General features: G+C 68.7%; 29 protein-coding genes, 3 tRNA genes and 1 pseudogene. 15 read left to right on the plus strand and 18 right to left on the minus strand.

The window, feature by feature from the left end; all coding sequences use genetic code 11:
• The first annotated feature begins 114 nt into the window (after positions 1-114).
• The 3 genes from G4G93_RS12765 to G4G93_RS12775 all read left to right on the plus strand — a co-directional run bounded on the left by G4G93_RS12765 (position 115) and on the right by G4G93_RS12775 (position 2,884).
• Complete coding sequence (locus G4G93_RS12765) at positions 115-1,071, plus strand: DMT family transporter (RefSeq protein WP_165084733.1); 957 nt, start codon at positions 115-117, stop codon at positions 1,069-1,071.
• A gap of 72 nt (positions 1,072-1,143) precedes the next feature.
• Positions 1,144-2,454, plus strand: a complete 1,311-nt coding sequence (locus G4G93_RS12770; protein ID WP_165084735.1) for a glycerate kinase — start codon at positions 1,144-1,146, stop codon at positions 2,452-2,454.
• Positions 2,426-2,884, plus strand: coding sequence for a DUF1036 domain-containing protein (locus tag G4G93_RS12775; protein ID WP_246736724.1), 459 nt, complete (start codon positions 2,426-2,428; stop codon positions 2,882-2,884). Before G4G93_RS12770 ends, G4G93_RS12775 begins: the two co-directional genes overlap by 29 nt.
• Positions 2,885-3,151: 267 nt before the next feature.
• On the opposite strand, the gene G4G93_RS12780 is transcribed toward G4G93_RS12775, so the two are convergent.
• A complete protein-coding gene (locus G4G93_RS12780) occupies positions 3,152-3,463 on the minus strand; it encodes a BrnA antitoxin family protein (RefSeq protein WP_165084737.1) in 312 nt (103 codons plus the stop codon).
• Positions 3,441-3,725: a BrnT family toxin gene (locus tag G4G93_RS12785; protein ID WP_165084739.1), complete on the minus strand. Its 285-nt coding sequence runs from the start codon at positions 3,723-3,725 to the stop codon at positions 3,441-3,443. The genes G4G93_RS12780 and G4G93_RS12785 overlap by 23 nt, the downstream gene beginning before the upstream one ends.
• Before the next feature lie 176 nt (positions 3,726-3,901).
• Here G4G93_RS12785 and pyk point away from each other — a divergent pair, with 176 nt between their 5' ends.
• Positions 3,902-5,338, plus strand: a complete 1,437-nt coding sequence (gene pyk, locus G4G93_RS12790; RefSeq protein ID WP_165084741.1) for a pyruvate kinase — start codon at positions 3,902-3,904, stop codon at positions 5,336-5,338.
• Between the two features lie 58 nt (positions 5,339-5,396).
• Positions 5,397-5,786, plus strand: coding sequence for a hypothetical protein (locus tag G4G93_RS12795; protein WP_165084743.1), 390 nt, complete (start codon positions 5,397-5,399; stop codon positions 5,784-5,786).
• 7 nt (positions 5,787-5,793) lie between these two features.
• Here the strand turns inward: G4G93_RS12795 and G4G93_RS12800 are convergent, their stop codons facing one another.
• From G4G93_RS12800 to G4G93_RS12815, 4 genes are all read right to left on the minus strand, one after another.
• Positions 5,794-6,816 (minus strand): alpha/beta hydrolase, encoded by a 1,023-nt coding sequence (locus tag G4G93_RS12800; protein WP_165084837.1) that lies wholly within the window; start codon positions 6,814-6,816, stop codon positions 5,794-5,796.
• Between the two features lie 45 nt (positions 6,817-6,861).
• A complete protein-coding gene (locus G4G93_RS12805) occupies positions 6,862-7,482 on the minus strand; it encodes a hypothetical protein (protein WP_246736725.1) in 621 nt (206 codons plus the stop codon).
• Positions 7,483-7,562: 80 nt separating this feature from the next.
• Positions 7,563-7,688, minus strand: coding sequence for a type B 50S ribosomal protein L36 (gene ykgO, locus G4G93_RS12810; RefSeq protein WP_012334921.1), 126 nt, complete (start codon positions 7,686-7,688; stop codon positions 7,563-7,565).
• Between the two features lie 197 nt (positions 7,689-7,885).
• On the minus strand, positions 7,886-8,191 hold the full coding sequence (locus G4G93_RS12815; protein WP_165084745.1) for a hypothetical protein: 306 nt from the start codon (positions 8,189-8,191) through the stop codon (positions 7,886-7,888).
• A 184-nt stretch (positions 8,192-8,375) separates the two neighbouring features.
• Between G4G93_RS12815 and G4G93_RS12820 the strand changes: the two genes are divergently transcribed.
• The 5 genes from G4G93_RS12820 to G4G93_RS12840 all read left to right on the plus strand — a co-directional run bounded on the left by G4G93_RS12820 (position 8,376) and on the right by G4G93_RS12840 (position 13,982).
• Entirely contained in the window at positions 8,376-9,908 is a 1,533-nt protein-coding gene (locus G4G93_RS12820) for a phytoene desaturase family protein (RefSeq protein WP_206289720.1), read from the plus strand.
• A gap of 77 nt (positions 9,909-9,985) precedes the next feature.
• Entirely contained in the window at positions 9,986-10,732 is a 747-nt protein-coding gene (locus G4G93_RS12825; RefSeq protein WP_165084839.1) for a lysophospholipid acyltransferase family protein, read from the plus strand.
• The gene (locus tag G4G93_RS12830) at positions 10,729-11,862 is read left to right on the plus strand and encodes a glycosyltransferase (protein WP_165084749.1); all 1,134 of its coding nucleotides are present in this window, start codon (positions 10,729-10,731) and stop codon (positions 11,860-11,862) included. The genes G4G93_RS12825 and G4G93_RS12830 overlap by 4 nt, the downstream gene beginning before the upstream one ends.
• 18 nt (positions 11,863-11,880) lie before the next feature.
• Positions 11,881-13,296, plus strand: a complete 1,416-nt coding sequence (locus G4G93_RS12835; RefSeq protein WP_165084751.1) for an amidase — start codon at positions 11,881-11,883, stop codon at positions 13,294-13,296.
• A gap of 176 nt (positions 13,297-13,472) precedes the next feature.
• The gene (locus tag G4G93_RS12840; protein ID WP_165084753.1) at positions 13,473-13,982 is read left to right on the plus strand and encodes a hypothetical protein; all 510 of its coding nucleotides are present in this window, start codon (positions 13,473-13,475) and stop codon (positions 13,980-13,982) included.
• A 300-nt stretch (positions 13,983-14,282) separates the two neighbouring features.
• Here G4G93_RS12840 and G4G93_RS12845 read toward each other — a convergent pair whose 3' ends face one another.
• The 4 genes from G4G93_RS12845 to G4G93_RS12860 form a co-directional block, all read right to left on the minus strand.
• Positions 14,283-14,510 carry a hypothetical protein gene (locus G4G93_RS12845; protein ID WP_165084755.1) on the minus strand — a complete coding sequence of 76 codons (228 nt, stop codon included), beginning with the start codon at positions 14,508-14,510 and terminating at the stop codon, positions 14,283-14,285.
• A 132-nt stretch (positions 14,511-14,642) separates the two neighbouring features.
• Entirely contained in the window at positions 14,643-15,080 is a 438-nt protein-coding gene (locus G4G93_RS12850; protein ID WP_246736726.1) for a lysozyme inhibitor LprI family protein, read from the minus strand.
• Between the two features lie 31 nt (positions 15,081-15,111).
• Positions 15,112-15,273 carry a hypothetical protein gene (locus G4G93_RS12855; protein ID WP_165084759.1) on the minus strand — a complete coding sequence of 54 codons (162 nt, stop codon included), beginning with the start codon at positions 15,271-15,273 and terminating at the stop codon, positions 15,112-15,114.
• A gap of 15 nt (positions 15,274-15,288) precedes the next feature.
• Positions 15,289-15,855: a MucR family transcriptional regulator gene (locus G4G93_RS12860; RefSeq protein ID WP_312891934.1), complete on the minus strand. Its 567-nt coding sequence runs from the start codon at positions 15,853-15,855 to the stop codon at positions 15,289-15,291.
• A gap of 489 nt (positions 15,856-16,344) precedes the next feature.
• On the opposite strand from G4G93_RS12860, the gene G4G93_RS12865 reads away from it, so the two are divergent.
• A tRNA-Gln gene (locus tag G4G93_RS12865) sits at positions 16,345-16,418 on the plus strand.
• A gap of 73 nt (positions 16,419-16,491) precedes the next feature.
• Here the strand turns inward: G4G93_RS12865 and G4G93_RS12870 are convergent.
• The 3 genes and pseudogenes from G4G93_RS12870 to G4G93_RS36580 all read right to left on the minus strand — a co-directional run.
• The gene (locus tag G4G93_RS12870; RefSeq protein WP_165084763.1) at positions 16,492-16,893 is read right to left on the minus strand and encodes a tyrosine-type recombinase/integrase; all 402 of its coding nucleotides are present in this window, start codon (positions 16,891-16,893) and stop codon (positions 16,492-16,494) included.
• A 124-nt stretch (positions 16,894-17,017) separates the two neighbouring features.
• On the minus strand, positions 17,018-18,094 hold the full coding sequence (locus tag G4G93_RS12875) for a PAS domain-containing methyl-accepting chemotaxis protein (RefSeq protein WP_312891948.1): 1,077 nt from the start codon (positions 18,092-18,094) through the stop codon (positions 17,018-17,020).
• Between the two features lie 84 nt (positions 18,095-18,178).
• Positions 18,179-18,433: pseudogene (locus tag G4G93_RS36580) on the minus strand (PAS domain S-box protein); the annotation flags it as partial.
• Between G4G93_RS36580 and G4G93_RS35920 the strand changes: the two are divergent.
• Entirely contained in the window at positions 18,335-18,544 is a 210-nt protein-coding gene (locus G4G93_RS35920) for a hypothetical protein (RefSeq protein ID WP_246736742.1), read from the plus strand. The pseudogene G4G93_RS36580 and the gene G4G93_RS35920 sit on opposite strands and share 99 nt — an antisense overlap.
• A gap of 155 nt (positions 18,545-18,699) precedes the next feature.
• Here the strand turns inward: G4G93_RS35920 and G4G93_RS12880 are convergent, their stop codons facing one another.
• Positions 18,700-19,689, minus strand: coding sequence for a helix-turn-helix domain-containing protein (locus G4G93_RS12880; protein WP_165084767.1), 990 nt, complete (start codon positions 19,687-19,689; stop codon positions 18,700-18,702).
• 486 nt (positions 19,690-20,175) lie between these two features.
• Here G4G93_RS12880 and G4G93_RS12885 point away from each other — a divergent pair, with 486 nt between their 5' ends.
• The gene (locus G4G93_RS12885; RefSeq protein WP_165084769.1) at positions 20,176-20,490 is read left to right on the plus strand and encodes a phage portal protein; all 315 of its coding nucleotides are present in this window, start codon (positions 20,176-20,178) and stop codon (positions 20,488-20,490) included.
• A 171-nt stretch (positions 20,491-20,661) separates the two neighbouring features.
• Here G4G93_RS12885 and G4G93_RS12890 read toward each other — a convergent pair whose 3' ends face one another.
• Entirely contained in the window at positions 20,662-21,345 is a 684-nt protein-coding gene (locus G4G93_RS12890; RefSeq protein WP_165084771.1) for a sulfotransferase, read from the minus strand.
• A gap of 949 nt (positions 21,346-22,294) precedes the next feature.
• On the opposite strand from G4G93_RS12890, the gene G4G93_RS12895 reads away from it, so the two are divergent.
• The gene (locus G4G93_RS12895) at positions 22,295-22,579 is read left to right on the plus strand and encodes a hypothetical protein (protein ID WP_165084773.1); all 285 of its coding nucleotides are present in this window, start codon (positions 22,295-22,297) and stop codon (positions 22,577-22,579) included.
• 68 nt (positions 22,580-22,647) lie between these two features.
• Here G4G93_RS12895 and G4G93_RS12900 read toward each other — a convergent pair whose 3' ends face one another.
• From G4G93_RS12900 to G4G93_RS12910, 3 genes are all read right to left on the minus strand, one after another.
• Positions 22,648-22,854, minus strand: a complete 207-nt coding sequence (locus tag G4G93_RS12900) for a hypothetical protein (protein ID WP_165084775.1) — start codon at positions 22,852-22,854, stop codon at positions 22,648-22,650.
• Between the two features lie 94 nt (positions 22,855-22,948).
• Positions 22,949-23,023: transfer RNA gene (locus tag G4G93_RS12905), tRNA-Val, on the minus strand.
• A gap of 135 nt (positions 23,024-23,158) precedes the next feature.
• A tRNA-Val gene (locus G4G93_RS12910) sits at positions 23,159-23,233 on the minus strand.
• 336 nt (positions 23,234-23,569) lie between these two features.
• Between G4G93_RS12910 and G4G93_RS12915 the strand changes: the two genes are divergently transcribed.
• On the plus strand, positions 23,570-25,828 hold the full coding sequence (locus tag G4G93_RS12915) for a glycosyltransferase (protein ID WP_395413538.1): 2,259 nt from the start codon (positions 23,570-23,572) through the stop codon (positions 25,826-25,828).
• Positions 25,829-25,973: the final 145 nt, after the last annotated feature.

A 25,973-nucleotide genomic window follows, 5' to 3' on the forward strand; every position in this document is an offset into this window, starting at 1 on the left:
GCACGGTGACGCCGGCCGCGTCTTGCCATAGGACCGTCGTCGGATCCCCGCGCCGGGCGCCCGTTCCGCGAAGGTCTCGACCCCTTCTGGTCTCGGCCCCCGAAGGCTTTGCCGATGTCCCGCACGCCCCTGCCCGATCTCGCCGCCTCCGGCGCCTCGGCCGGTCCCGCCGCCGGTCTTGGTCAAGCCGGTGTCGGTCCCGCGCTCGCCGCCCTCGTCGCCGGCGCGGTGGCGATGGGTCTGTCGCCGGTCCTGGTCAGGGTCGTCAGTCCTGAGGTCGGGCCCTTCGCCAGCGCGTTCTGGCGCGTCGCCCTGGCGCTGCCGGTGCTGTGGGCCTGGATGCGGTGGGAGGAGGCGCGGGCGCCGCACCTGCGCCGCGGCCTCACCCCCTCGGCCGTGCTCGCCGGCCTCGCCTTCTCGGGCGACCTCCTGTTCTGGCACCTCGCCATCCTGGGCACCACGGTGGCCAACGCCACCTTCTTCGCCACCACCGCTCCGGTCTTCGTGGTGCTGTTCGCCTGGGCCGGCCTGCGCCGCCGGCCCGCCGGGCGCACGCTGCTCGGCCTCCTCGTCAGCCTCCTCGGCGGCGGCGCGCTGGTCGGGCAATCGGTGCAGGTCGATCCCGCCCGCCTCGCCGGCGACCGGGACGGGGTGTTCACCGCGTTGTTCTTCGCCCTCTACTTCCTGACCGTGGAGCGCGCCCGGGCCCGGGGCCTGGGGGCCGCCCGCGTCACCTTCGTGGCCTCCTGCGTCACCGCCCTGGTGCTGCTCGGCGCCGTGGCCCTGCTGGAGACCCGGCCGGTGCTGCCGCAATCCTTCGGGGCCGCTCTCGGCCTGCTGGCGCTGGCGCTCATCAGCCATGCCGGCGGCCAGGGCCTGCTCTCGGTGGCGCTCGGGCGCCTGCCGGCCGGCTTCTCCTCCCTGGTGATCTTCCTGGAGGCGGTGGCCGCGGCGATCCTGGCCTGGTTGCTGCTGGGCGAGGCCCTCGGGCCCCTGCAGGCACTCGGCGGCGGCCTGATCCTGGCCGGCATCGCGATCGCCCGGCCGCGGCGTTCCGCCCGATCGGCTTAGCTCTAACAGATCAGAACGAGGCGGGCACGAAGCCGGCCAGAAGCGTGACCATAACGAGAGAGGAGCCGTTCCGTGACCGATGCCCCCCGCCGAGATCCCTCCACCCCGGAGAGCCGCGCCCTGCTGCTGCGCCTGCTCGATGCGGGCGTCACGGCCGCCCATCCCCGCGGCTGCCTGGCGCCGCACCTGCCGCCGGTGCCGGCCGGGCGGCTGGTGATCCTCGGCGCCGGCAAGGCCGGGGCCAGCATGGCGGCGCTCGCCGAGCGGCATTACCGGGCGCAAGGGGTCGACCCGTCCCGCATCGCCGGCCTCGCGGTCGCCCGCCACGGCTACGGCGAGCCGGCCGGGGTGATCGAGGTGGTGGAGGCCGGCCATCCGGTGCCCGACCAGGCCGGCATCGCGGCGACGCAACGGGCGCTCGACCTCGCGGCCTCCGCCGGCCCGGACGACCTCGTGCTGGTGCTCCTCTCCGGCGGCGGCTCGGCGAACTGGATCGCCCCGGCCGGCGCCCTGACGCTCGCGGAGAAGCAGGGCATCACCCGGGCGCTGCTGCGCTCCGGCGCGGCGATCGACGAGATCAACTGCGTGCGCAAGCACCTGTCGCGCATCAAGGGCGGGCGCCTGGCCCAGGCCGCCCGCAATGCCGGCCGGCTCCTGACCCTCGCCATCTCCGACGTGCCCCGGGACGACCCGGCGGTGATCGCCTCGGGCCCGACCGTGCCGGACCCGACGACGCTGTCCGACGCCCGGGCGATCTGCGCCCGCCGCGCCATCCCCCTGCCCGCCTCCGCCGAGGCGCTGCTGAACGACCCCGCCAACGAGAGCCCGAAGCCCGGCGACCCGGCCTTCGCCCGCACCGAGTTCCGCATCATCGCCCGGCCGGTCGACGCCATCGATGCCGCCGCAGCGGCGGCGCAGGAGGCCGGCTACGAGCCGGTGCTGCTCGGGGCCGACCTCGAGGGCGAGGCCCGCGAGGTCGCGGCGGCCCACGCGGCGCTGGCCCGCGAGATGGCCGCCGCCGGACGGAAGGTCGCGCTGATCTCCGGCGGCGAATTGACCGTGACGATCCGCGGCGAGGGCCAGGGCGGCCCGAACCAGGAATATGCGCTGGCCCTCGCTCTCGCCCTCGACAGCGCCCCCGGGATCTCGGCCCTCTCGGCCGATACCGACGGCACCGATGGCGGCCGCGGCGAGGCCACCGACCCGGCCGGCGCGATGATCGACCCCACGACGCTGGCCCGTGCGGCGGCGGCGGGGCTCGACGCGCGGGCAAGCTTGGGAGAGAACGACTCGACCCCGTTCTTCGACCGGATCGGCGACCTCGTCCGGCCCGGGCCCACCCGCACCAACGTCAATGACCTCCGCATCATCCTGGTTGGCTGACTTCCTCTCCCCCCGCCGCGCCGTCCTGCTCTCGGTCCCGCTCCTGGCCCTGCTCGGGGCCGGGCCGGCGCGGGCGGACCTGCGCATGTGCAACATGACCGGCAGCCGCATCGGCATCGCGCTGGGCTACCGGGATTCCGGCGGCTGGGTCACGGAGGGCTGGTGGAACCTCTCCGCCAAAGGCTGCGAGACCCTGCTCAAGGGCGCGCTCGCCGCCCGCTTCTACTACGTCTTCGCGGTCGACTACGACCGCGGCGGCGAGTGGAGCGGGCGCTCGCTGATGTGCACCCGCGACCGCGAGTTCACCATCCGGGGCGTCGAGGATTGCCTCGCCCGCGGCTACGACCGCAACGGCTTCTTCGAGGTCGATACGGGGGAGCAGAAGAGCTGGACGATCCAGCTGACGGATCCGGGACGGGCGGGGCCGTGAGGCGGGGCGGGTGAGGCCTCCGGTAACGGGTGTGGAACGTTCCAGGTGTTCAGTCCCGGAGTGTGATGGTGGGCTTGAAGCCGCCGTTGAGATTGCAGGTGCTATCCATGTCTAAAATGTAATTGAATCAACGATCTATGTAATACCCAATGCGTTGCCAGATTGCCGCTGTTCGCTTTATATTCTAAGTCCCTGTCATGGAAGGGAAATCAGGGTCTCTTCTTTCAGCGCAGTGTTGCCGGCGGTACACAAGGGGACAGCCCTGAGTCACGCAGCCCGCAGCTTCCGCGCCGCTTCCGCCAGCACCTCGTTCATCCGGGTTTGCCACCCCGGTCCCGTGGCCTTGAAGGTCTCGACCACGTCCGGGTCGAGGCGCAGGCTCACGAGCTGCTTGGGCCGCTCGGCCCTCGGCCGGCCGCCGCGGCTCGGGAGGGCCGCGTAGACCTCCGGGGAAAGGACTTCGCGGGCAGGACGCAGCTGGGCCAGTTCCTCGTCCGTCAGTTCGGGAGAATCGACGGCATCCCAGTCCTCTTGCGTGTAAGCGGGAGTTGTCGCATCAGCCTTCGAGATGGCGGGCATAGGCGTTCCTTTCCTTGGGGCTCGCAGCGCGCAGGCTCACGAGGGACAAAGCCTCGCTGCCGAGCGGTGACACCACGGCGAGGACGACGATCTCGTCGTTCCAGCGGCCGATGAGGTTGAAGCGGGGCCTTCCCGTTTCACTCGGCCGCATCCGGGCCTCCATCGCGCTCTCGCGGTCGAAGCAGCGCCCGAAATCGGCAAAGTCGTAGCCGTGCTTCGCGAGGTTCGCCTGACGCTTCGACTCATCATGCACGATCTTCATGGTTTTCGTATCTACAAAAATCGGGTCAGACAAGAAGGCGCGCGGCTGCCCGGACCACCCTATTCCGTCACTCACGACCTGCGCCCGGCCCCAAAACGCCAATTGACCCGGGCCCGCCGACCGGCTTTCCGTACGCTCCATCCTCCGCCCATCGCTCATCCCCGGACGACACCCTCATGAAGCGCGCCCGCCGCACCAAGATCGTCGCGACCCTCGGCCCGGCCTCCGAGGATCCGGCGGTGATCGAAGCGCTGTTCAAGGCCGGTGCCGACGTGTTCCGCATCAACATGAGCCACCTCCCCCGCGAGCGGTTGAGCGAGCGGGTGGCGACGATCCGGGGCATCGAGCAGAAGCTGAGGCGGCCGATCGCCGTGCTGGTCGATCTCCAGGGTCCGAAGCTCCGGGTCGGCCGCTTCGCCGGCGACGCGGCGACGATCGAGAACGGCCAGAGCTTCGTCCTCGACGACGACCCGACCCCGGGCGACGCCACCCGGGTCCACCTGCCCCACCCCGAGATCCTCTCGGCCCTGGAGCCCGGGCACGCGGTCATCGTCGACGACGGCAAGCTGCGCCTCGTCGTCACCGAGGTCGGGCCCGGCCGGGCGGTGACCCGGGTGGTGACCGGCGGCAGGATCTCGAACCGCAAGGGCGTGTCGCTGCCCGACACCACCATTCCCGTCGCGGCGATGACCGAGAAGGACCGCCTCGACCTGGAAGCCGGCCTCGCCGCCGGGGCCGACTGGATCGCGGTGTCGTTCGTGCAGCGCCCGGAGGACGTCGCCGAGGTCAAGGCGGTGGCGCAGGGGCGTGCCCTGGTGATGGCCAAGATCGAGAAGCCGCAGGCGGTGGCGGCCCTCGACGCGATCATGACGGTGGCCGACGGGCTGATGGTCGCCCGCGGCGATCTCGGGGTCGAGATGCCGCTGGAGCAGGTGCCCGGCGTGCAGAAGCGCATCACCCGCGGGGCGCGCCGCCTCGGCAAGCCGGTGGTGGTGGCGACGCAAATGCTCGAATCGATGATCTCCGCCCCCGTGCCGACCCGGGCCGAGGTCTCGGACGTCGCGACCGCGGTCTACGAGGGGGCGGACGCGGTGATGCTCTCGGCCGAGAGCGCGTCGGGCGCCTTCCCGGTCGAGGCGGTCTCGACCATGAACCGCATCGCCGAGCAGGTCGAGCAGGACGGGATCTACTGGTCGATCATCGCGGCCCAGCGCAACCAGCCGGAATCGACCGCCTCCGACGCCATCGCGGCCGCCGCCCACCAGATCGCCGACACGCTCGGGCTCAAGGCCGTGATGGCCTGGACCGCCTCCGGCTCGACGGCTTTGCGGCTGGCCCGGGCCCGGCCCGATGCCACGGTGATCGCGCTGACCCCGAAGCGCGAGACCGCACGGCGCCTCGCGCTCGCCTGGGGCACCCACCCGATCGTCACCAACGACGCCAGCGACATCGACGACATGTCGTTCCGCGCCTGCAAGTTCGCGGTGCGCGAGAATTTCGCCGGCATCGGCGACCGGGTGATCGTGGTGGCGGGCCTGCCCTTCGGCACCCCGGGCGCGACGAACCTCCTGCGCATCGCGACCGTGACGCCGGAGCATGCGGCGAAGGCGTGAAGGCCGCCTGGGCGGCCTCTGCTGCTCTCCCGAACCGGCTGCGACCACGGCGGCCGAGATGTCGGCCACCCTGCTGCACGCGACCCGGACGCTGCCGGACGACTTCGCCGAGGACGTGGACGTCGAGATGACCCAGCTCGGCCGGAAACACACCAGCATTTCAGCTGTGATCGTCGTCTCGTCCCGCCCCGGCGCTCACGGCCCGAAGGTGACGTGGTACGCCGACGAGCCGAAGAGCACCGCCCCTTGCGTCATCGTCTCGTTCGGGCCGGAGCCGGTGGTGGGTGACGACGTCATCGGCACCGTCCAGTCCCGCCAGGCCGCCGACCTGGCCCGAGCCCGGGTGCGCCTCGACCCTGCGGAGCTGCCGGATTTCTGGAACACCGGCACCGAGTGGGACGTCGACGAGCCGACAGACTTCACGCGCCGGCTCAGGCCGCGGCCTTGAGGGGCGCCTACTCCACCCCCACCCGCTCCCGCGCCACCAGCCCCTCGATCTCCGCCACCACCGTGTCGGCGGCGACGTACTGGAGCATATGGCCGACGCCCGGCAGCACCACGAGCTTGGCCCCCGGCACCTCGCGGGCGAGCGCGCGCGCATGCACGTCGGTCTTCACCACCGGATCGCTGTCGCCGGCGATGATCACCGTCGGGGCGGTGATCGCGGGGTAGCGCGGGCTCTGGCGCTCCAGGAAGCCGTAGAGCCCGTCGAGGTCGCGCAGGTTGGCGGCGAAGGTCGCGGGGCGCAGCACCAGCGGCACCCGGGCGCCGTCGAGATAGCCCTCGGGCAGCCCCTGCGGGCGGAACACCGCCTCGGCGAAGCGGTCGAGAGCGGCGAAGCCGAGGGGGGCGGCGACCGTGTAGGTGGCGAGCGTGAGGAGCATCCGCCCGGGCAGCGAACGGTACCAGGCGGCATAGCCGCCGACCGAGCCGCCCGGCCAGGGATGGCTGACGGGGGCGAGCAGCGCCAGGCCGGCCACCCGCTCCGGGTGGTCGAGGGCGATCGCGGTGGCGAGCGCCCCGGACCAGGAATGGCCGACGATCAGGGCCGGGCCGACCTTGAGGCTCGCCAGAGCCTCGCTGATCAGACGCGCCTGTACCGCCGGCGAGGCGGCGTCCGGGGCGATGCGGTCGCTGTAGCCGAAGCCGGGCCGGTCGAAGGAAAGCACCCGGAAGCCGTCGCCGGCGAGCCGCCGGCCGATCGCCAGCATCGGGTCCATGGCGTTGGCCGACGCCCCGTGCAGCAGCACCACCGTTCCGCGGCTGGGCGCCCCCTCGCCCGGGCCGGCCTCGATCACCGCGAGGTGGCCGCCCTCGACCGCCACCCGCCGACCGGCGGGAGGATAGCGCGCCTCGACCACCAGGGTGATGATCCAGGTCGCCAGCAGGCAGGCGACGACGAGCGCCGCGACGGCGCCGCCGACGAGGCCGGCGATCAGGGTGAGCACGCGGAGGATCCGTTCCTTAAGCCGGCGCATCGAGCCGGGCGGCAGGCGAGGCGACACCGCGCCGCGAGGGGGCGATCACAGCTCGCGGCCGTCGACGTCGGGAGCGAGGCGCTCGATCGCGTCGTGGACCTTGCTCATGCGGGGATAGATCGCCTCGGCGCGGCGGAAGGCGGCGAGCGCCCGGGCCTTGTCGTCGCTCGCCATGTAGATATGGGCGAGCGCCGCCCAGGCCTCGAAGTGGCGCGGCTCCAGGGTCAGGGTCTTGTGCAGGTCGGCGAGTGCGCTCGCCTGGTCCTCGAGCAGGTAGAAGGCGGTGGCGCGCCGGCTCCAGCCCTCGGCCCAGCCCGGCTCCAGCACGGTCACCCGGTCGAGGAGCTCGACGGCGAGGGGGTAGTCCTTGGCCTGCATCGCCTCCGCGGCGCGGCTCGCCAGCAGGTCGACGGTGTCGCTGCCCGAGCGGTCGAGGCGGCGCTCGATCAGCTGGGCGACGCCGCGGGCCTCGGCATCGTCCTTGGCCGCCTTCAGCCGGGCGTAGAGGTCGTCCAGGGTGACGGGCGCGCGCGGCGCCTCCTTGGGTGCGTCCTTACGGGACGCCTCCGGGGCCGCGACCGCGATCGGTACGATCGCCGAAACGACGAAAGCCGGCGCTCCGAGGAGGCCGGCCATCATGCAGATCGGAAGAGAGAGACGGCGCATGCCGGCACTGTCCGGCGCCGGCGCTGTCCCGTCAACGCGATGGCTTGCCGCGGCTGTGCGCCCCGGCCGAGCCCGCGCCCTCAGCCCTGGCGGGCCTTGTAGCGCTTCTGGGTCTTGTTGATGACGTAGACCCGGCCCTTGCGGCGCACGAGCTGGTTGTCACGGTGCCGGCCGCGGAGCGACTTCAGCGAGTTGCGGATCTTCATCGGTCTGGTCTCACGTCGGTGCGCCGGAACGCCCGGGCGCGGATGGGAAAACGGGCTCGCGGCGCACGGCCAGGACGAAGAGATCCTGGACGAACGCCGACGCCGGGCGATGCGGAGCACCGCCCGTGCGGAGGCGCGTGACTTACCCGGCGGGGGGCCGAAAAGTCAACCGGATCGGGGCGAAAACGTCGCGGCGCTTAAGGCCGCGAGAAGGGCGCGTCCGGGGTCGCGGCGGGCGAGCCGGGGGCGAGCGGCGCGTCGTCGCCGATCACGCTGGTGGTACCGCCGGGCGGTCCGTCGAAGCCGACGACGCCCATCGGGTTGCTCGGCGTGATGTTCGGGTTCGGCCGCAAGGGGCGGACGCTGCCGGTGGCGAGCGGGTCGACGAGCGGGTCGGCCTGCGTCGCGCGCGGGCTGACGGTGATGTCGAGGGCTTCCTGCGCGACGGCCGGACCGGCGAGAGCGAGGCTGACGAGGCCGACGAGGGCGAGGGTCGTCTTCATGGCGGTTGTCTCCGTGATGACGGTGACGGTCTGCATGGACAACGCTCCGGAGGCGCCACCGGGTTCCTGACCCTGAGGCATGCCTCCGGCGCGGCAACATGTGCTGCTCCGGGCGCGTTGACCCACCCCGCCCCGAGCCTAGCTTGTCCGGAACGGGCGCTTACGCCCGCTCGGGAGGGGCGTGATGGCGGGGTCCTCGGTCGCGGTGGTCGGCGGCGGGTTGGGCGGTCTGGCGGCGGCCTGCGTGGCCGCCTCGCGCGGGCACGACGTCACCCTCTACGACAAGAACCCTTGGATCGGCGGCAAGGCGGCGGTGCTGCACGAGGGCGGCTTTCGCTTCGACATGGGGCCGACCATCCTGACGGTGCCCCGCGTGCTCGAACGGATCTTCGCCGAGTCGGGCCGCTCGGTGCACGACTACATGGACCTGCGCCGGCTCGATCCGCAGTGGCGCTGCTTCTTCGACGACGGCAGCCGCATCGACCTGATGGAGAACGTCTCCACGATGGCGGCCGAGATGGACCGCTTCGCCCCCGGCCAGAAGGCCGGCGAGGGTTACAAGCGCTTCCTGGCGCTCTCCGAGCACCTGCACGGCGTCTCCGAAAAGTTCTTCTTCTGGAAGCCGGTGCAGGACCTGTTCGACACGATCGACATCCGCGCCAACCTCAATCCCGGCACCCTGCGCGATGTGCTCTCGCTGCGCATGCACGCCTCGGTCGCCGGCACCATCCGGGGCAAGGTGCGGGATGCCCGCCTCGCCCAGATGCTCGATCACTTCGTGCAATATGTCGGCTCCTCGCCCTACGGCGCGCCGGCGGTGCTCTGCGCCATCGCCCACATGCAGACCGCCGACGGGGTCTGGTACCCGATGGGCGGCACAAGGGCGGTGGCCGAGGGGCTGATGAAGCTCGCCGGCGACCTCGGCGCCACCCTCAAGGCCGACAGCGAGGTCGAGGGCGTCGCCATCGAGAACGGCGCCGTGAAGGGCGTGCGGGTCGGGGGGGCGGTCGTGCCCTACGACAAGGTGATCTCGAACATGGATGCGGTGCGCACCTACCGCGAGCTGGTCGGCGGCGAGGTCGGCCGGACTTACGAGAAGCGCAGCTTCGAGCCGGCCTGCTCGGGCGTGGTGCTGTATCTCGGCCTCAACAAGCGCTACGACCACCTCGCCCACCACGACTTCGTGTTCTCGCGCGACCCCGAGGAGGAGTTCGACGCGATCTACCGCAAGGGCGAGCCGGCGCCGGACCCGACCGCCTATCTCGCGGCGCCGAGCAGCACCGATCCGTCGGTGGCCCCGGAGGGCGGCGAAGCGCTCTACGTGCTGGTCCACACGCCCTACCTTCGCCCACACCACGACTGGTCCAAGATGCTGCCGGCCTACCGGCAGACGATCCTCGACAAGCTGAAGCGCACCGCCGGCATGCCGGACATCGAGGAGCGCATCGTCGTCGAGCGCCACCTGACCCCGGCCGACATCCATTCGCGCTACAAGGTGCTCAACGGTGCGATCTACGGGCTGGCCTCCCACGGCCGGATCATGGGGGCGTTCAAGCCCGGCAACCGCTCGCGGGAGGTGCGCGGCCTCTACCTCGCCGGCGGCGCCGCCCATCCGGGGCCCGGGATGCCGATGGTGATGATGTCGGGCTGGATCGCCGCCGACGCCCTCGACCAGGACGCCCGCGGCACCGCCGAGGATCTGAAGGCGGCCTCGTGAGCGGGCGGGCCTCACCCGGCGGTCGGGCCTTGCCGTCCGATCCGGTCGCGGCCCGCTCTCCCCTGATCTGGCGCTTCATGGGCGCGTATTTCGCCCGCTACGTCAGGCGCCACCTCAACGCCGTGCGGCTGGTGCAATGGGGCCAGCCCCCGGCCTCGCCCGAGTCCGGCCCGGTGGTGGTCTACGCCAACCACCCCGCCTGGTGGGACGCGGCGATCATCATCCTGCTTGCCCAGCGCTTCTTCCCCGAGGCCGAGAGCTACGCGCCGTTCGACGCCGCGATGCTCGCCCGCTACCGCATCTTTGCCCGCATGGGCGCTTTCGGGGTCGATCTCGACTCGGCCCGGGGCGCGGCCTCGTTCATGGCCGCATCGCGAACCATCCTGGACCGGCCGGGGCGCGTGATGTGGATCACCGCACAGGGCCGCTTCAGCGACGTGCGCGAGCGGCCCTTGGGATTGCGCCCCGGCGTCGCGCGGCTGGCGGAGCTGGCGCCAGAGGCCCTGTTCGTGCCGCTCGCCCTCGATTACGCCTTCTGGGAGGAGCGCGGGGCGGAGGCCTGCCTCGCCTTCGGGCCGGGAATTCCGGCCCGCGACCTCCTCGCCCTGCCCCGCCCGGACCGTCTCACCCGCCTGGAGGTCGACTTGACTGCCACCCTCGACCGCCTCGCCATCGACGTGCGGAGCCGCGAGCCCGCGCGCTTCACCTCCCTGCTCGACGGGCAGCGCGGCGTCGGCGGCGTCTACGATGCCTGGCACCGCGTGAGCGCGACGCTCACCGGGCGCCGCTTCGTGGCGGGCCACCGCGAGGGGCGGGCGCCGTGACCGACTCGGCTCTCGCGATCCTGGCGGCCCTCGCCCTCGCCCTGGCGCTGCTCCCGGCCCTCCTCGCGCTCGCCAACCTGTTGGCCTTGCGAAGGCCCCGCCCCGGTGTGCCGGCGCCGGACGGATTGGTCTCGATCCTGATCCCGGCCCGCAACGAGGCGGCCAATATCGGCCCCACTCTGGCGGCGGCCCTGGCCGGTACCGGAATCCCGATCGAGGTGATCGTCGCCGACGACCACTCGACCGACGGGACGGCGGCGGTCGTCGCCGAGATCGCTGCCCGCGATGCGCACCTCCGCCTGATCCCGGTGCCGCCCCTGCCGCCGGGCTGGACCGGCAAGAACCACGCCTGCCACGTCCTCGGGCAAGCCGCGACCGGGCGGCATCTGCTGTTCATCGACGCCGATGTGCGCCTCGCGCCCCACGCCGCCGCGGCGCTGGCGGGGGCGGCCGAAGCGGCCGGCGCGGCCCTGGTCAGCGGCGTGCCGCGGCAGGTCACCGGCACCTGGGGCGAGCGCCTGACCGTGCCGATGATCAACTTCCTGCTCCTCGGCTACCTGCCGATCCCGCTGATGCGCCGCCTCGCGGATCCCGCCCTCGGGGCGGCCTGCGGCCAGCTGGTGCTGGTCGAGGCGGAGGCCTATCGCCGGGTCGGCGGCCACGGGGCGATCCGCGAGAGCCTGCATGACGGCGTGCGTCTGCCCCGGGTGTTCCGCCGTGCCGGCCTGCACACCGACCTCGTGGCGGCCGCCGATCTCGCGACCTGCCGGATGTACACCGACTTCCGCCAGTCCTGGGCCGGCTTCTCGAAGAACGCCCACGAGGGCCTGGCGACGCCCCGCGCCCTGCCGGTCTGGACCCTGCTGCTCGGCGGCGGCCACGTCCTGCCCCTGCTCCTCGTGATCGCCGCCCTGCTCGGAGCCGGCAGCCTGCCGGTCGCGCTCGCCGCCTTCGCCGTCTCCCTCGCCACCCGTGCCGCGATCACGCTGTTCACCCGCGAGGATCCCTGGACGATCCCGCTCCATCCGCTCACCGTCGCGTTGGCGCTGGCCTTGCAATGGAACGCGCTCCTGCGCCCGGTCCAAGCCGGGGTCGCCACCTGGAAGGGGCGGACCTATCCGGCGGGTTGAGTTCACGAGGGAGACAGCATGACCGAGATCCGCGACCTCGACGGCACCGCCACGCACCTCGCCTACCGCGACCGCACGCTCTCGCCGCGCGAGGCGGTGTCGGATGCCCTTGCGCGAATCGACCGGTTCGGCCCGGACCTCGACGCCTTCGTTCTGGTCGACCGCGACGGGGCGATGGAAGCGGCGGCCGCCTCCGAGGCGCGCTGGGCGCGCGGTGAGCCCATCGGGCCCCTCGACGGCGTGACCTTCACGGTCAAGGACAACATCGCCTGGGCCGGCCACCCGATGCGTCGCGGCTCGCTCACCACGTCCGACACGCCCGCCGCCGAGAACGCCCCGATCGTCGACCGCCTCGTCGAGGCCGGGGCCATCCCGCTCGCCAAGACCACGATGCCGGAATTCGGCTGGAAGGGCCTCGGCGATTCGACCCATACCGGATCGACCCGCAATCCCTGGGACACGCAAAAGACCACCGGCGGCTCCTCGGCCGGGGCCGCGGCGGCGGCGGCGCTCAATCTCGGGCTCCTGCATATCGGCACCGACGGGGCAGGCTCGATCCGCATCCCGGCCGCGTTCTGCGGCGTCTACGGGCTGAAGCCCAGCTTCGGCCGGGTGCCGGCCTTCCCGCCCTCGCCGTTCGGGCCCGTCGCCCATCTCGGCCCCCTCACCCGGACCGTGCGCGATTCCGCCCTGATGATGCAGGCGATCGCCCGGCCCGATCCCCGCGACATGGCGGCCTCGCCGACCGAGCCGCCGGACTATCTCGCCGGCCTCGAGGACGGGGTGCGAGGCCTGCGCGTCGCCTGGAGCCCGCGCCTCGGCTTCGCCGGTCAGGTCGATCCCGAGGTGGCGCGCCTGACCGAGGCGGCGGCGCACGCCTTCGCGGATCTCGGCGCGATCGTCGAGGAGGCCGATCCGGGCTTCTCCGACCCGGTCGACACCCTGAACGGGATCTGGCTCGTCGGCGCCTGGTGCGTGCTGCGGGGAATCCCGGAGGAGACGCGTCCCCTCGTCGAGCCGGCCTTGCGGGCCGCGGCCGGGCGCGGGCGCGAGATCGCGGCGCCGGACTTCGTCGCCGCCCTCAATGCGCGGGGCGCCCTGTTCACCGCCATGGCGCGCTTCCACCGCCGCTACGACCTGCTCCTGACTCCCTCCCTCGCCGTCCCGGCCTTCGCGGTCGGAAACCTCACGCCGCCGGACGGGCGCTACGGCGAGGACTGGCTGAACTGGACCCCGTTCTCCTATCCCTTCAACCTCACCGGCCAGCCGGCGGCGAGCGTGCCCTGCGGGCTGACGCAAGCGGGGCTGCCTGTCGGGCTGCAGATCGTCGGCCCGACGGGGGCGGATGCTCGGGTGCTCGCGGCGTCGCGCGCCGTCGAGGCGGCCCGGCCCTGGCCGACCTTGAGCGAGCCGCGGGTCACGCATCGGGGGTAGGTCGAAGGCGATCGAGGGCGCGGACGATCGAGGGGCACGGGCGGGAGCGGCGGCCCTGCCCGGTCACGAACCCGCGAGCCGGAGGGGCGCGACGAAAGGGCTTCGAACCGCCCTACTCCCCCGACGTTGTTCGGCCCTGAGAGGAACACCTTCCTTCACGAACAGGAGATGGTGCCATGAGGCATCTCGTATTCGCATCCGCGCTCGCCGCCGGCGCCCTCGCCCTGTCCACCGCCGGGGCCGATGCCCGCGGCGGCTTCCGGGGCGGCGGGTTCGGCGGCGGCGGGTTCCATGGCGGCGGGTTCCATGGCGGTGGTTTCGGTGGCGGCGGCTTCCGGGGCGGCGTCGGCGGAGCCGGCTTCCGCGGCGGTGCCCTCGGCGGCGGCTATCGCGGCGTCGGGTTCGGCGGCGGGTATCGGGGCGGCTTCGGCGGGTATCGCGGCGCCGGTTTCGGTGGCTATCGCGGTGGCTATGGTGGCTATCGCGGCTACGGGTATCGCGGCGGCTACGGACGCGGCCTCGGCTACGGCCTCGCCGGGGTCGGCCTCGGTCTCGGGCTCGGCTACGGCCTGTCCAATGTCGGCTACTATGGCGGCTATGACAGTGGGTATTATGGAGGTTGCGGCCCCTATGCGACCTACGACGAGGTCTACGGAACCTGCGTCTCCTACGGCTACGGCTACTGAGCCAGGCCGCGGCGCGTCCGCGGCGTGACGATGAGGCCGGGCGCATGCGGCGCCCGGCCCGCCTCGTGACCGGGGGAGCGACACCATGGCCGGTTCGCCTGTGGGAGCGCCCGGGGACCCGTCGAAGCTCGGCGACGGGGCCGATCCCGGGGCGCCCGGAACCGGCGAAAACTCTGCCCGCGTTGCGCGGGCTCCGGCCGGCTTGCAGGCGAGCCGTGCCCGGATTGCGCCGGCACCCGCAGGGTGACCGAGCCGGCTGGCGGCGTCTGACCCGCTCCCGCCCGTCAGGGTTTGCGCCCGTCAGGGCGCCAGGATGATCTCCGCCAGCGCGAGGGCCTTGGCGAGGGCCGCCTCGGTCTTGGGCGTCGGCGGAGCCGGGATCGCCGCCTCGCGCCGCACGGCCTCCAGCACCGCCTCGCGGGCATTGGGATCCCGCTGCATTCGGTCACGCAGCAGGGCGGTCACGATCAGTTCGAGGGCGCCCAGGCGCGCCTCGACATCGTCCTCGAAGGTCAGCGGCGCGCTCATCGGCAGTCCTCCTCCCGATCTCTCATCTCATGCGAAACCCGACCGATTGCCTCGCAATGCGGATTTCGGCTTCGCTCAGGCGACGCGCGGGCTTGCGATCCGACATCCGGAGGAAATCGTCCGGATGTCGGATCATCGCGGGTGGTCCCGCAACTCGTCGATCCGCGCTGCGAGGAGGCGAATCTTGCACGCCGAGGCGAGCTGTCCCGCCGCCGAGCCGCCATGGTAGTCGAAGTCGTAGAGGCTGTCGCAGTGGTGCCGGAAATACTCCTCCCAGGCTCCTTGCGCGGCGAGGAAGGCCTTGCGCCAGTTCTCGGCATCCTCGCGACCGGCCAAGCTGCCGGGACTCGGCGCACGGGTGGCGACCGCCGCGATGGCGGCGAGCTTGCGCTCCACTGCCCCGTCGAGCCGCGCACGCAGCGCCTTGGCGGCCTCGTCGAGGCACGCCCCCTTTCGATACTCCGGCAGCCCCCTGCCGCTGCACGGGCGGATCGCCGCCGCGGCGGAGACGGGCTTGCCGTCCGGCGTCCCGGCTGCTGCAGACATCGCCGCCGCGAGGAGGAGCGCCATCGCACAAGAGGTCCGCTTCATCGGGTCCGCGTCATCCGAGCCAACTCCCCGCGAGCCAGTTCCCCAGCAGGTCGCCGCCGGCCAGCGCCACGCCGACCGCCGCGATGGCTGCTCCGGTCAGGAGCAGCAGCACCTGCTCGCGCGACGGCAGGCGCCGTCCGCGCGTCCGCCGCCAGGGATTGGCAAGCCCCATCCTCCGCGCCCCGGCCTACTCGGCCGCGGCTTTGCGCGCACGCCGACGGGGTGCCGGCTTGTCCTGCGCCGCGGGCTCGTCTTGCCGGGACTTGTCTTGGAAGGACTCGTCTTCCACCGGCTCCGCCGCCGCGGCCTGGACCTCCTCGATCTGCGCTGCGGCCGCGGCCGTGTCGCGCCGCCGCTGGCCGAGCCCCAGGCTCTTGGCCAAGGCCGAGCGCTGGGCGGCGTAGCTCGCCGCAACCATCGGGTAATCGTGCGGCAAGCCGAACTTCTGACGGTACTCGGCGGGCGTGAGGCCCTGCGAGGTCAGGTGGCGCTTCAGCGAGCGATAGGGCTTGCCGTCGATGAAGCTGATCAGATGGTCGGACGTGACCGACTTTCGAATCTGCGCCGGGGTCGCCCGGGTCTCCTCGACCGCCTGCGCCGCCGGTTGGCCGAGCGCCGCCAGGGAGGCGTGGACCGACGCGATCAGGGCCGGCAGCTCCGCGACCTGAACATTGTTGTTCGCGACATAGGACGAGACGATGTCGGCCGCGAGGCCGACGAACTCAGATGGCTGCTCCAGGTTGACGTCCGACACGAGGTTCCATCCCGATTGAACAACCCGGCACGATCCGAGTCGTCCCGACATATCGGGTGGATCGCGCTTCCATCAAGTGAAACAGGCTCGTCTCCAAGGAAAACTTGTGTATCGCGGGCGGCCTCTGGTTCTTCCCGGCCGGTCTTCCCCGGCACGCGGACGGTCGCGCCGCTGGTCACGCGCCGCGCCCTCCGCCTGCTGCACCGCAGCGGCTCCTGCTTCAGCCTTCGCAATCGGGCGGCGAAACGCGCTCGCCCGACCGCCGGCCCGGCGAAATCTTTCCGGCGATCGGCCCGTGGCCGGAGCGACTCCACGGCGTCCCGTGCCCGACCCGCCGCGGCAGCGACGCGTGATGCTTGCGTGACACGGCCTCGCAAGAAGGCCTTGACCGGATCGGCGAACCCGCCTATCTCCACCGCACCCGAGGCGGTGACGCGACACACCGGGCGGACGGATCGCTCCTCTGCTCCATCGCATGCAACGCTTCGTTGGGGGATAGTTTAACGGTAGAACAGCGGACTCTGACTCCGTTAGTCGTGGTTCGAATCCACGTCCCCCAGCCACCTTAATCTTCGGGCACTTAGCGCAAGATCTTCAATCGGCGTGGTGAGCGGTTTCACAAACCTGCCCGCGCGGTTAGACAATTCCCTCGCGCTTCCCGTTCTCCTTATCCAGCGTGGTCACCACGCCGCGCAGCTTCGGCTCCAGATCGGCCTCCCGCGAGTCATGCTCCACCATGACCTCGGTCTCCTGGCCGAGCATGTCGGCGATCGTGCACGTGTCGAAGCCGAGCCGACGCATCTGCGTCGCCGCGGTGTGGCGCAAGCCGTGGAAGGTGAGCCCGTCCGCCACCCGGCCCACGGCCTCCAGCGATCGGCTCAGCCGGAAGAACGAGCCGCGAAGGCCGGTTTCGGCCCAGGGCCGGGCTGCCCGCGGCTGTCGATCGGCAAGGTCAGAACCGGGGCAATCCCAATCCCAGACAGCGCCTATTCGACGAAGCCGCGGCCGGAGAACAAGATCGATGGGCTGGCGGCGCATATGATGGCCCTTTCCCGGTTCATGGCGGGCGAGGAGACCGGGATTGGACGAGGTCTCGTCGAATTTTGATCGCCCAACCTCGCGGATATGCGCTTCTCCATCTGGAGAAATCAGGCATTGATATTCATGCAATAGCCTGGGAAACCGTGCGCAATTGCCGTGTTGCCTGATCAACCTGCGCAACGGCCCCAGCAATCGTGCTCACGCCTGCGGCAATCTGTTCGGTCCCACGGGACGCCGTCTGCATCGAGCCTGACATCTCCCGCGTGACGACAGCCTGTTCCTCGACGGCGGCCGCGATCGCCGCGGAGACATCGTTCAACTGTCTGATCGTCTCCTGGATCGTACCGATCGCAGAGACCGCTTCGCCCGTTGCCGCGCGGGTGTTGTTGATCTGGGCCCGGATCTCGTCGGTTGCTCGTGCCGTCTGGCCGGCCAGGGCCTTCACCTCGGCGGCGACGACGGAGAAGCCCTTTCCCGCCGAGCCGGCCCGGGCTGCCTCGATGGTCGCGTTGAGCGCCAGCAGGTTCGTCTGTTCGGCGATGGTCTGGATCAAGCTGACGACCTCTCCAATCGCGTTGGCCTGGCGACTCAGGCCGGCGACGATCGCGCTGGTGTTTTGCGCTTGTGTCACGGCCGCTTGCGATATCGTCGCGGCATGAGTGACTTGATGGCTGATCTCGGCGACCGAAGCGGCTAGTTCCTCGGCTCCAGCCGCCACGGCCTGAATGTCGCCTGAGACACGCGCGACGGCGCTGGCGGCTTGGCCGCTCTGTTCGGTGACGCCGCTCACCGCGTCGCCTATGATGGTGAGGTCGCCGGCAATCGCGCGGCCCGCCTCGGCGCGGCGCTGCCGCTCACTAACCTGGGCGGTGACGTCGGTGGCGAACTTCACGACACGGACGACCCGTCCCTGTTCATCGAAGATGGGGTTGTAGGTCGCCTGTATCCAGACCTCGCGCCGATCCTTGCCGAGTCGCCGATATTCGGCCGCTTGGAACTCGCCCGCTCTCAGGGCTGCCCAAAATGCCCGATAAGCGGCTGTTTCCCACTCGCTGGGATCGACAAATACCCGATGATGTTGTCTACGAACGTCCTCAAGTTGGTAGCCGAGGGCATCGAGGAAGTTCCGGTTCGCATGCTCGATCGTACCATCAGGCGTGAACGTAATCACGGCCTGGGAGCGATCGAGGGCGTCCAACCGTCTTTCCGCATCGAGCGCGCGCTGCCTCAAGGCGGAAATATCGGTCCAGAGACCGATAATTTTGACAATGCGCCCGCCCCGCCCTCGGACAGGATTGTAACTCGCCTGGAGCCATACTTCGCGACCGTCCCTGACGGCGAGTGGAAATTCCACCCTCTGCGGGACCCCCATTCGCAAGTGATCCCATAACGACTGGTATTCGGCACTATCTCTCATGCCAATCGGCACGAATATGTGATGGTTCATGCCCACCACATCCGTCAACTGATATCCTGCCATGTCCAAGAAAACTTTGTTCCCGGACAGGATCGTTCCATCGATCGCACACTCGATGATCGCCTGAGAAATCTCGATTGCACGGAGCGCCGCAGGCGCAGCAAAATTGCCAAATCTAAACATCGTGCCGCCTCTATCCCGGTGTTTGTTGCAGCAGAGATCGGCGCCTGAGCTCGCTGCAATCGAATGGCATAATACATATTTAATGGTAATAAAATAATTTAAGATTTATCGACCTAAATATGATATCGGGCTGCGCAATTATTATAAGGATCTATCCTCGCTGTAGAGATTCTGGCACTCACCCCATGATTTTTAATCTGGGATCAGACACATTGTCGTCGCGTTTCCGACGGCGTGCGGTTGAAGCGCTTGCGGTACCGTTGGGTGAAATCGCTGACATGCACGAAGCCCCAGCGGCGGGCCACCTCGGCGATCGACAGGTCCATGCTGTCTTGAGACTGCAGATCCCCATGGACGCGCTGCAGACGTCTCTCGACGATGAAGCTCAGAGGCGTCGTTCCCAGTTCGCGCTTGAAGGAATTCTGGAGTGCGCGCACGCTGACGCCTGCCGCCGCCGCAATATCGGCCAGCCGCATGGGTTGTGCGATTTGGGCGTCGATGTATTCCATGGCCCTGCGCAGCTGTTCTGACGACGCGCCATGACGATAAGTCGTCGGCGCAGATCGCCGGCGAGGCCAGCACGATAGAAGCTGATAGCTGACAATCTCGTCTAGCAAATTAAAAAATAGATCACTTGCCGGATCCACCTGTCGCAATCGCTTATGAATCTGACGAAAGCACATCAAGAATGATTGCATCGGGAGATTGTCGATAGGGGCGACGGGATCCAGTTGAGGAAAGCTGCCGCCCTCCGTATCGTCGAGCGCCTGATGGCTGGCCAGGAGAGCGGATCGCGTGATCGTTCCGCTCATCGCGGCAAAATTGGCTGATGCCTCTTCGTTGCGCATATCCTCGAAGGCAACGAACATGGCATAGCCAGGATATCCAAGATGCTCTCCGCTTTGGCTCCGGCGTGTCATGCTGCCGCTGGTCACAAAGCGGATCGTAAACAGATCAGCTTCCAGCTTCGGCACGGTGATAAAGCCTGTCGTTGATTGCGTGAGCCACAGGCTCATCGATCGACTTTGGCCACCCTCCACCGTGAGATGCGGCTTCGTCTTGCGAACAGCTTGGAAATCAACCGCGATGCCGCCATGCTCATTGAGTATTTCAAAAGCACGCGCGGTATGCACTTGATGGGAAAAAAACGACTGGGGCCGCCAGGGGATGGACCTGCCCGTTCTTTCCGACATCTGGATCGATCATCCACAAGAAATGCTATCGTCTGGTGTCGGGATTAACACGATGTGAAGAAATGAGTCAAGGTATTACAGCGTAACTTGCTGAAATAGCTTGATTTACTGAGACGCAGAATTTTTCATAATTCTATATTCTGCTAAAATGTCATTTATTGATATATAAAATTTAGTGTGATTTGGCTATCATAAATATATAACCGTTACATCAATATTATTGCACCACGTTATGTATAAGTAAAAACTTAATACGTCATGCCTGTTATAATTATATCTGGAGAAATATAATGCAAAAAATAGATATAATTGAAAATATGTTATATTAGAAATAAATTTTATATTGCTATAGCAGTATTCATATTGGCAGAATTATTTGCCGAATTCTGGGAAAATCGACAGGGTGCTTTTCTCATTCCTGACCGGAGCCCCCATGCCCTTTTGGCCTCATCCCGCGCGGCCGCCCGGATGTGCCTGGAGCCCACCATGTCAGCCGCGACCGCCCTCCTCTCCTCCGGCGCGGAGGCTTGGAACGCCATTCTCCCCGGCGGGCTGGCCGGCACGGTCTCGCCCGCCCCCGCCATGCGCCACGCTGCGGTCTATCGCTGCGTCTCGATCATCGCCTTCGCGGCCGCCATGCTGCCGCTCAAGACCGACCGCGAGCTGGACGACGGCGACCGCGAGCCGAGCCTCGACCACCCCGCCGCCGACCCGCTGCGCATCCGCTCCAATCCACGCTTAAGCCGCATCTCTGGCTGCGCACCACGCTCGCCCAGATGCTCCTGCGCGGCACCACCGTGACCGGGTACGGCGTGGGCCAGCCGATCCAGACGGCGATGTTGATGCAATCGGGGTTTCATGTCTCAGCGGTGCGTGTGCCCTGTGACGAGCCGGCCGCTCCTGAGCCGAAGCGGGCGGGAAGCGGCGTCTCACGACACTCCCGTCATGCTGGCCTGCATCGCAGTCGAACGTTCAGTGATTCGCGGCATAATGCCTGGCATTCGCATAGCTGTGCTCGGTCGCGAGGATTGACGCAATGCGCTCCTCGTCGAAATCGATGTTTAGAAATTCGAACATGTTGATCATTTTGTCTGAAATATGCGTGATTTCACTATAGTCTATCTCGTATATCGGCAGATCTATAGACCTGACGGTCTTATAGAAATGTGATGCAGATTCCGAAAAAGTATCGAAATCCATGTCGTCCGCATTGAGCCATGCCCGCTTCTGCGACTCATAAATATCCTGAATATCTCTAGTGAGGAAAACAAATTTTACGTCGCCTAGTAGCAAGATCAGAAAATGCATGTACTCATCGAGGGAGACATCTCCCAAATCTGCAGGCGTCCAGCGAATTTCCTTGAAGCCGGCGACCGTCGTGCCTTTGGGAAACGCGAGTTGGTCCTCGAATGTTTTCCGAGCGTCGGCAATGAAGCGGTCCGGGCTGAAAGAGTAGCCGCCGTACCAGGGATGCGTCGGTAGCACAGCTTCATCGCTGTTGGACTTCGCGTGGCATATGGCGCGGTAGGACTGATAAAGGCCCAACAGGAAGTTGCCGTTCTCGCCCCGAATGCAGCAGCCGCTGGCGCCGTTGAGCAATCCCTGAAGCAGCGTAGATCCAGAGCGCCCTAATGTACAAACTATGATGTACTTCATAATTCCTCCAGCCTGATGGGCTTCTGTATCCTCATGATGAGCTGTGCGTGCAGTATATGAAGCGACATAGCCTGAAATTTATGGGATAAAAAGCGTATCGATGCAAGCTTGCGGGCGGGCTTCATGCAGGAATAACCTCGGAATTGTTTGGATTGACAATTATAAGAGACGCAAAACCGAAATTTTGCGTTCGATATTATCGGGATTTGTCGGGATTATCGATGTAGGCGAGGCCCGGTAGTTATGATGAAGCGGAGAAAAGAATGGCCTTGTCGCGGATCCGGCGACGAGCCGAGGCGGCAGGACGCTACGCGAGCGCAGCAACGGGGATCCGGTGGAGAGGAGTTTCCGGCGGAAGACCCTTGATGCGCACTGTGCGTGTAATGATTCTGCATTCAGCCGAGGCGCGTGCGCCTCGCCGGTGCCGACGGAATTCTGCACTTGCCAGTGAGAAGCAGTCGGGGGTCAGCCGATAGTTCGATAGCTGGCGCAACGCAGGGCTGTACGCTTTTCTTGTCTGCTTTGTAACGACGATGCTTTCGGCATAAGCCGATCGGTAGCACGAATGCTCCTGACGCATGCCTGCCCCACTGGGAACGCGCATCGATTCGGTCGTGCGCCGACTGTTCCCTCTCCGTGCAGCGCGCGACGGATGCACGTGACCGGGATCCGGGTTTCGACGGGGCCGCGCATCGCGCTTCAGCTCTCGTCCGGATGGTCTAAGCCGGAGCGCTCCGAGCTGGCAGGAACTTGGAGCGTAGGGGACCCCCGCCGACTTCCGAAGGCGACGTGATTGGGCACGGCGTCCGGTTTCTCCGTCGCCGGTAGAGGCCGTCCTTCACTCTGACGACGCCTTTCCAGCGGCGCGAGACGATACAGGGCGTGAGTCAGGCGATCGACGCGAAGACAGGCCTGTCTCGATCGAAGAAGAAGATTGCGGAGGACGAAGATGCACCCGCTCATCGTGCCGCTGGCAGCACTGGCGATGCTTGTCTCTGCGGGACAGGCCTTCGCGCGCTGTCCGCTCTATCTGCCGATGCGGATCGGCCCGACCACCGGAAATCCCGAGAAGGACACAATCGGCCTGTTCTGCGCCCAGCCCGAACCGGACCTGCCGGCCGCGCCCACGGGCGGCACCCGGCCCTCGGCGCGGGTGGGAGCACCGACGGGCGAGGCCGAGAAGGACAGCGTGGGATTCATCGCTGCCCCGGCCGCAACCCAGGCCACGCGGTAGTCGGCAAGGAGCCGGCCAAGGTTGTCTGAAAGGACGACCGGTGGAATGGGCAGCCGCTCCCCTCCCGCTCAGCCTTCCGCCGCCCTCAGCGAGTGGGCGCAGGCGCCGAGAATTGCCCGGGCTTCCGCCGGATAATCGTCCTGCAGCACGGCTTCGAGGGCGCCGACGGTCTCGGCCAGGAGGGCCTCGCCGTCGGCGACGCCCTGCTTGTGCAGCGCCACCGCGAGCGCGGTCGCCAGGGTGGCGAAGGCGACACCCACATCCTGCTCGGTCATGAGAGAGATCCTCGTCGTCGAGGGCCGGACGCTCGACGGGTCGCCCGGAGCCGGTCCGGCACCGCCCGGTCATCCTGACACCCGGAAGCAGCGATGGTGGGCGCGACAGGGATCGAACCTGTGACCCCTACGATGTCAACGTAGTGCTCTCCCGCTGAGCTACGCGCCCCTCGATCCGCATGCATCGCCGGCGGATATCGGTCAATAACCCTCGAAACGGAGGGTGTCCTGGTCTTCATGGTCTCCGGATCCTTCGATCCGGTTCCGCTCCGCTGGGGAAACCCCCTGACATCCGGAGAGGAGATGGTGGGCGCGACAGGGATCGAACCTGTGACCCCTACGATGTCAACGTAGTGCTCTCCCGCTGAGCTACGCGCCCTCGGTGCCGCGTGGCGCGGCGCCGGTGTGAGAGGGCGTATAGAGGCAGTTGCCGCGAGTGACAAGCCGGTTCCTGCGCCAACTCGGTTTTGCCGGCGGCACGCCGCGAACGGTACCCTTCCCGCTGCCCGGCACCCGTCGGCCCTGCGGGCGACGGACCGGACCGGCCGATGAGCCGACCGATCAGCCGACCGATCAGCCGACCCTTGCCAGCCGCTCCGCCCCCCTGCTACACGTCCGCCCACGATATGCGTTATAAATCATTGATTTCATTGAAGATGCGGCGCCTGGTCGGTGCCGGTCGCCGGCCAGGCGGCATCGTGAGGCGCGAGGACCGGTGACAGCCCAGACCCCATCCCACGCCGCGTCCCGTCCCGGTGGTTCCGCCCCCGGCAGCCCCTCCCCCTGCAGCCCCTTGCGCGCCTCGCTCCGCCTCGCGGGCGGGCGCACGGTCGCGCGGGACTTCGCCCGGGTCCGGCTCGAATTCGGGGTCGAGGCCCTGAACCTCGATGTGGCGGATCTCGGGCTCGGGGGGCGCTGGGTCTCCATCGCCTTCAAGGACGAGAATCACGGCGCCTTCAGCCGGGTGGAGCTGACGGCGATCGTGGACGGGCCGGAGGGGCCGCAGGGCACCAGCCTGTCGGAGCGCGCCTTCGGTCACGGGCGCTTCACCTGGCTCGGGCGGCTGCCCGCCGGCACCACCTCCTTGCGACTGGCGCCGATGCTGGGCGAGCCGGCCTTGAGCATCGCCGAGTTCACCGTGACGGTGAGGCGCCGCCTCGCCCTCGTCGGCCGGGCGGCCCTGCGCCGGCCGGTGCTCACCGCCCAGGCCCTGTTCTGGCGCGCGGTCGGCAAGAGGGTGCGCTCGCAGCACCGCCTCGCCCGCGCCCTCGTGCCGCCGGGGCTGACCGCCTACGACACCTGGGTCCGCCACTTCGACACGTTGAGCGAGGCCGACCGCACCCGCATCGCCGCCGAGGTGGCGCTGTGGCGCGACCCGCCCCTGATCTCGGTGGTGATGCCGGTCTACAATCCCGGCGGGAGGGTACTCGAGGAGGCCCTGCGCTCGGTCCGCGACCAGCTCTACCCGCATTGGGAGCTGTGCATCGCCGACGACGCCTCGACCGATCCGGCGGTGCCGCGCCTGCTCGCCCGGGCGTGCGCGGAGGATTCCCGGATCCGGGTCGAGCGCCGGCCCGAGAACGGCCATATCGCCGCCGCCACCAACACCGCGCTCGCCCTTGCCCAGGGCACCTACGTCGCGTTCATGGACCACGACGACGTGCTGCCGGCCCACGCCCTGTATGAAGTGGCGAAGGCGATCCGGCGCGAGCCGGACCTCGACCTGATCTACAGCGACGAGGACAAGATCGACGCCGAGGGCCGGCGCTTCGAGCCCCATTTTAAGGGCGACTGGAACCCCGAGCTCCTCTACGGTCAGAACTATCTCAACCACCTGACGGTGGTGCGCCGCAGCCTGGTCGAGGCAGTGGGGCGTTTGCGTCCCGGCTTCGAGGGCAGCCAGGACCACGACCTGCTGCTGCGCCTGAGCGACCGGCTCGATCCGGCCCGTGTCCGCCACCTGCCGGTGATCCTCTACCATTGGCGCACCGCGATCGGCTCCGGCACCTTCTCGGACGCCTTCCTGGCCAGGGCCGAGGCGGCGCGCCTGCGGGCGCTCGAGGAACTGGTGGCGCGGCGCGGCTGGCCGCACCGGGTCGAGCGGGGGCCGCTGGGCTTCAACCGGCTGGTGCGCGCCCTGCCCGATCCGGCCCCGCGCGTCTCCGTCGTCATCCCGACCAGGGATCGGGCCGAACTCCTGCGCGTTGCCCTCGACGGCCTCCTCGACCGCACCGACTATCCCGACATCGAGGTCGTGGTGGTCGACAACGGCAGCACCGAGCCCTCGGCCCTGGCGCTCCTGAAGGAGGCCGCCGCCGACGAGCGCGTGCGGGTGCTGGCGCGTCCCGGCCCGTTCAACTTCTCGGGGTTGTCGAATGACGGCGCCGCGGCCGCGACCGGGCCGCTGCTCCTGTTCCTCAACAACGACATCGAGATCGTCGAGCCGGGCTGGCTGACCGAGATGGCCTCGATCGCGGTCGAGCCGGCGGTCGGCGCGGTCGGCGCCAAGCTGTCCTATCCGGACGGGACGCTCCAGCACGGCGGCGTGGTGCTGGGCGTCGGGGGGGTGGCCGGCCACAGCCACCCGGATATCGGGCCGGACGACCCGGGCTATTTCGGCCGCATGGTGATCTCTCAGGAGGTGTCCGCGGTGACCGGCGCCTGCCTGATGATGCGGCGGGAGGTGTTCGAGGCGGTCGGCCGCTTCGACGACGCGCACCTGGCGGTCGCCTTCAACGACATCGACCTCTGCCTGCGGGTGCGCAAGGCCGGCTACAGCGTGATCTGGACCCCGCACGCCGCCTTGACGCACCACGAATCGAAGAGCCGCGGCAAGGAGGACACGCCCGAGAAGCGCGCCCGCTTCGAGGCCGAGGTCGCCACCATGACCGAGCGCTGGGGGCCGGAACTGCGCAACGACCCCTATTACAACCCGAACCTCGCCCGGGCGAAGGCGCTGTTCCGGCTCTGGTGAGACGCTGTCCGGACGCTTCCTTCCGGAGGGCGTCTCACCAGCCCGCGCGGCGTCCGAGCGAGGCCGAAACCGCCTTGCGCGGCAAGCGACCGGATTTCGGACGACCGCGCGACCGTTGCTCGTTTTGCACTGCAACGCTACAGCG

This window comes from Methylobacterium sp. DB0501 (genome assembly GCF_011043735.1).
GTDB classification, from domain to species: domain Bacteria; phylum Pseudomonadota; class Alphaproteobacteria; order Rhizobiales; family Beijerinckiaceae; genus Methylobacterium; species Methylobacterium alsaeris.

What these genes read in the sequence shown, in the direction of transcription:
- G4G93_RS12765 (WP_165084733.1), top strand. Translation starts at nt 115, where the DNA reads ATGTCCCGCACGCCCCTGCCCGATCTCGCCGCCTCCGGCGCCTCGGCC.
- G4G93_RS12775 (WP_246736724.1), top strand. Translation starts at nt 2,426, where the DNA reads ATGACCTCCGCATCATCCTGGTTGGCTGACTTCCTCTCCCCCCGCCGC.
- G4G93_RS12780 (WP_165084737.1), bottom strand. Translation starts at nt 3,463, where the DNA reads ATGCCCGCCATCTCGAAGGCTGATGCGACAACTCCCGCTTACACGCAA.
- G4G93_RS12785 (WP_165084739.1), bottom strand. Translation starts at nt 3,725, where the DNA reads ATGAAGATCGTGCATGATGAGTCGAAGCGTCAGGCGAACCTCGCGAAG.
- pyk (WP_165084741.1), top strand. Translation starts at nt 3,902, where the DNA reads ATGAAGCGCGCCCGCCGCACCAAGATCGTCGCGACCCTCGGCCCGGCC.
- G4G93_RS12795 (WP_165084743.1), top strand. Translation starts at nt 5,397, where the DNA reads ATGTCGGCCACCCTGCTGCACGCGACCCGGACGCTGCCGGACGACTTC.
- G4G93_RS12800 (WP_165084837.1), bottom strand. Translation starts at nt 6,816, where the DNA reads ATGCGCCGGCTTAAGGAACGGATCCTCCGCGTGCTCACCCTGATCGCC.
- G4G93_RS12805 (WP_246736725.1), bottom strand. Translation starts at nt 7,482, where the DNA reads ATGCGCCGTCTCTCTCTTCCGATCTGCATGATGGCCGGCCTCCTCGGA.
- ykgO (WP_012334921.1), bottom strand. Translation starts at nt 7,688, where the DNA reads ATGAAGATCCGCAACTCGCTGAAGTCGCTCCGCGGCCGGCACCGTGAC.
- G4G93_RS12815 (WP_165084745.1), bottom strand. Translation starts at nt 8,191, where the DNA reads ATGAAGACGACCCTCGCCCTCGTCGGCCTCGTCAGCCTCGCTCTCGCC.
- G4G93_RS12820 (WP_206289720.1), top strand. Translation starts at nt 8,376, where the DNA reads ATGGCGGGGTCCTCGGTCGCGGTGGTCGGCGGCGGGTTGGGCGGTCTG.
- G4G93_RS12825 (WP_165084839.1), top strand. Translation starts at nt 9,986, where the DNA reads ATGGGCGCGTATTTCGCCCGCTACGTCAGGCGCCACCTCAACGCCGTG.
- G4G93_RS12835 (WP_165084751.1), top strand. Translation starts at nt 11,881, where the DNA reads ATGACCGAGATCCGCGACCTCGACGGCACCGCCACGCACCTCGCCTAC.
- G4G93_RS12840 (WP_165084753.1), top strand. Translation starts at nt 13,473, where the DNA reads ATGAGGCATCTCGTATTCGCATCCGCGCTCGCCGCCGGCGCCCTCGCC.
- G4G93_RS12845 (WP_165084755.1), bottom strand. Translation starts at nt 14,510, where the DNA reads ATGAGCGCGCCGCTGACCTTCGAGGACGATGTCGAGGCGCGCCTGGGC.
- G4G93_RS12850 (WP_246736726.1), bottom strand. Translation starts at nt 15,080, where the DNA reads ATGGCGCTCCTCCTCGCGGCGGCGATGTCTGCAGCAGCCGGGACGCCG.
- G4G93_RS12855 (WP_165084759.1), bottom strand. Translation starts at nt 15,273, where the DNA reads ATGGGGCTTGCCAATCCCTGGCGGCGGACGCGCGGACGGCGCCTGCCG.
- G4G93_RS12870 (WP_165084763.1), bottom strand. Translation starts at nt 16,893, where the DNA reads ATGCGCCGCCAGCCCATCGATCTTGTTCTCCGGCCGCGGCTTCGTCGA.
- G4G93_RS35920 (WP_246736742.1), top strand. Translation starts at nt 18,335, where the DNA reads ATGGTTCATGCCCACCACATCCGTCAACTGATATCCTGCCATGTCCAA.
- G4G93_RS12880 (WP_165084767.1), bottom strand. Translation starts at nt 19,689, where the DNA reads ATGTCGGAAAGAACGGGCAGGTCCATCCCCTGGCGGCCCCAGTCGTTT.
- G4G93_RS12885 (WP_165084769.1), top strand. Translation starts at nt 20,176, where the DNA reads ATGTCAGCCGCGACCGCCCTCCTCTCCTCCGGCGCGGAGGCTTGGAAC.
- G4G93_RS12890 (WP_165084771.1), bottom strand. Translation starts at nt 21,345, where the DNA reads ATGAAGTACATCATAGTTTGTACATTAGGGCGCTCTGGATCTACGCTG.
- G4G93_RS12895 (WP_165084773.1), top strand. Translation starts at nt 22,295, where the DNA reads ATGCACCCGCTCATCGTGCCGCTGGCAGCACTGGCGATGCTTGTCTCT.
- G4G93_RS12900 (WP_165084775.1), bottom strand. Translation starts at nt 22,854, where the DNA reads ATGACCGAGCAGGATGTGGGTGTCGCCTTCGCCACCCTGGCGACCGCG.